At 65.9% G+C, this 2,110-nt stretch carries 2 protein-coding genes; both read right to left on the bottom strand.

All coding sequences use genetic code 11. The features are described from left to right. The coding region (locus JHD07_RS11965; protein ID WP_291622249.1) for an ABC transporter permease at positions 1-722 on the bottom strand (722 nt) is incomplete at its 3' end. Beyond that, entirely contained in the window at positions 719-1,891 is a 1,173-nt protein-coding gene (locus tag JHD07_RS11960; protein WP_291622242.1) for an ABC transporter ATP-binding protein, read from the bottom strand. The genes JHD07_RS11960 and JHD07_RS11965, both read right to left, overlap by 4 nt. Positions 1,892-2,110: the final 219 nt, after the last annotated feature.

The raw sequence follows: 2,110 nt of genomic DNA, 5'->3' as shown, positions 1-2,110 counted from the left end.
CCGACGATCGGGATGAAGCACAAGAGCACGCCGGCGCCGACGCCGGGCAGCGACAGCGGGAAGGTGACGAGCCAGAACACCTGCCAGGGCGGCGCACCGAGGTCAGAGGCCGCCTCCTCCAGCACCGGCTCCATCTTGGCGAGCGTCGCGTAGAGCGGCAGGATCATGAACGGCAGGTAGGAATAGACGATGCCGATATACATCGCGGTGTCGGTGGAGAGCCACACCACGGGCTGGCTGACCAGGTGCAGCGCCAGCAGGATCCGGTTGAGCAGGCCGTCGTGCTGGAGGATGTTGATCCAGGCATAGATGCGGATCAGGAACGAGGTCCAGAACGGCACGATCACCAGCACCATCGCCACGGCCTGCCAGCGCCTCGGCAGCCGCGCCATGCCATAGGCGATGGGATAACCGATCAGCAGCAGCAGCGCAGTCGCGGTCACGGCGACGGTCAGGCTGCGCACATAGGCGAACACATAGAGGTCGTCCGAGACCAGCAGCTTGAAATTGTCGATCGAGAGCGCTGCGAACGCGGCCCTGAGCGCGCCCCAGCCAGCTGCCAGGTCGAACACCGGCTCGTAGGGCGGCTGCGCGATCGCCGTCTGCGACAGGCTGATCTTCAGCACGAAGGCGAACGGCACCAGGAAGAACAGCACCATCCAGACGTAAGGCGCGATCGCGGCGAAGCGCGCCGGCCTTGCGAAGATGCGGCGGGAGCTCATGATTGCAGCACCATGCAATCGTCGGGCGTGAACCAGGCGACGACATGCTGGTTCAGGCTGTAGGCATCGACGTCGAGGCGCGCGCTGTTGGCGACGGACGCCCGTATCATTCCGCCGGTGTCGAGCTTCACCTTGTAGGTGGTGGTGCCGCCGAGATAGCAGATATCCGCGATCACACCATCGAGCCGGTTGATCGCGCTCTCGCGGCCGGCCTCGCTGACCGGGCCGCGGCGCGACAGCTTCACCTTCTCGGGGCGGATCGCAACCGCCAGTTTTCCGGTGCCGACGGCTTCGCGCGGCTCGGCCACCACCAGCGCCCCCGCATCACGCGTGCCGATCACCAGACGATGGCCATCGCGCAATTTGGACTCACCGTCGAAAAGGTTGATGTCGCCGACGAACTCCGCGATCCAGCGCGAGCGCGGCGCCTCGTAGAGCTCGCGCGGGCTCGCGACCTGGGCGAGCTTTCCCGCCTTCATCACGCCGATCCGGCTCGCCATCGTCATCGCCTCCTCCTGGTCGTGGGTGACGATGATGAAGGTCATGCCGAGCCGCCGCTGCAGCTCCATCAGCTCGCCTTGCGTGCTCTCGCGCAGCTTCTTGTCGAGCGCGGCGAACGGCTCGTCGAGCAGCAGGAGCTGCGGCCTGCGCGCCAGGGCGCGGGCAAGCGCCACGCGCTGGCGCTGGCCGCCGGAGAGCTGGTCGGGCTTGCGCTTCTCCAATCCCTCGAGCTTGACCAGCGCCACCATCTCGGCCACGCGCGTGGCGATGTCGGCGCGCTTCATTCGAGCGCGCTTCAGGCCGAAGGCGATGTTGTCGCGCACCGACAGATGCGGGAACAGCGCGTAACTCTGGAACATCATGTTGATCGGACGCTCGTGCGGCAGGGCCTGCGCGATATCCTTGCCGCCGAGCAGGATGCGCCCCTGGTCCGGTGCCTCGAAGCCGGCAAGCATGCGCAAAAGGGTGGTCTTGCCGCAGCCGCTGGGCCCCAGCAGCGCGAAGAACTCGCCGGCCTTGATGTCGAGCGAGACGCCGTCCACGGCGCGGAACGTGCCGAAGGTCTTGGCGACGCCCTCGATGCGCAATAGCGGCTGACCCGCGGCAGAAAGTGCATCTCCGCCAGCCGTTTCAACCGCAACGTTCGTTCCGGGCAATTCTTCCGCCATGGTCCCCGCCAACCCCGATAACGCCGCACGCTAGCGGCCGATCGTCTTTAGCTCAACCGGTTCGGGACGCATGAGGCCGTCGAATGGGAGCGCAGCAGCCCCATCACTAGAGCCATTTCCGTTCCGATGACATCGGACGGTGGCTCTTGTTTCATGTTCTGACGCGTTTTGCTGACGCGAACCGGTGTCCACTTCGCTCGAAGCGCTCTAACCGGTCTT

Origin of the sequence: Bradyrhizobium sp. (assembly GCF_016462955.1) — a bacterium.
Taxonomy (GTDB): domain Bacteria; phylum Pseudomonadota; class Alphaproteobacteria; order Rhizobiales; family Xanthobacteraceae; genus Bradyrhizobium.
This window is presented reverse-complemented; position numbering and strand designations above follow the sequence as displayed.

What these genes read in the sequence shown, in the direction of transcription:
- JHD07_RS11960 (WP_291622242.1), bottom strand. Translation starts at nt 1,891, where the DNA reads ATGGCGGAAGAATTGCCCGGAACGAACGTTGCGGTTGAAACGGCTGGC.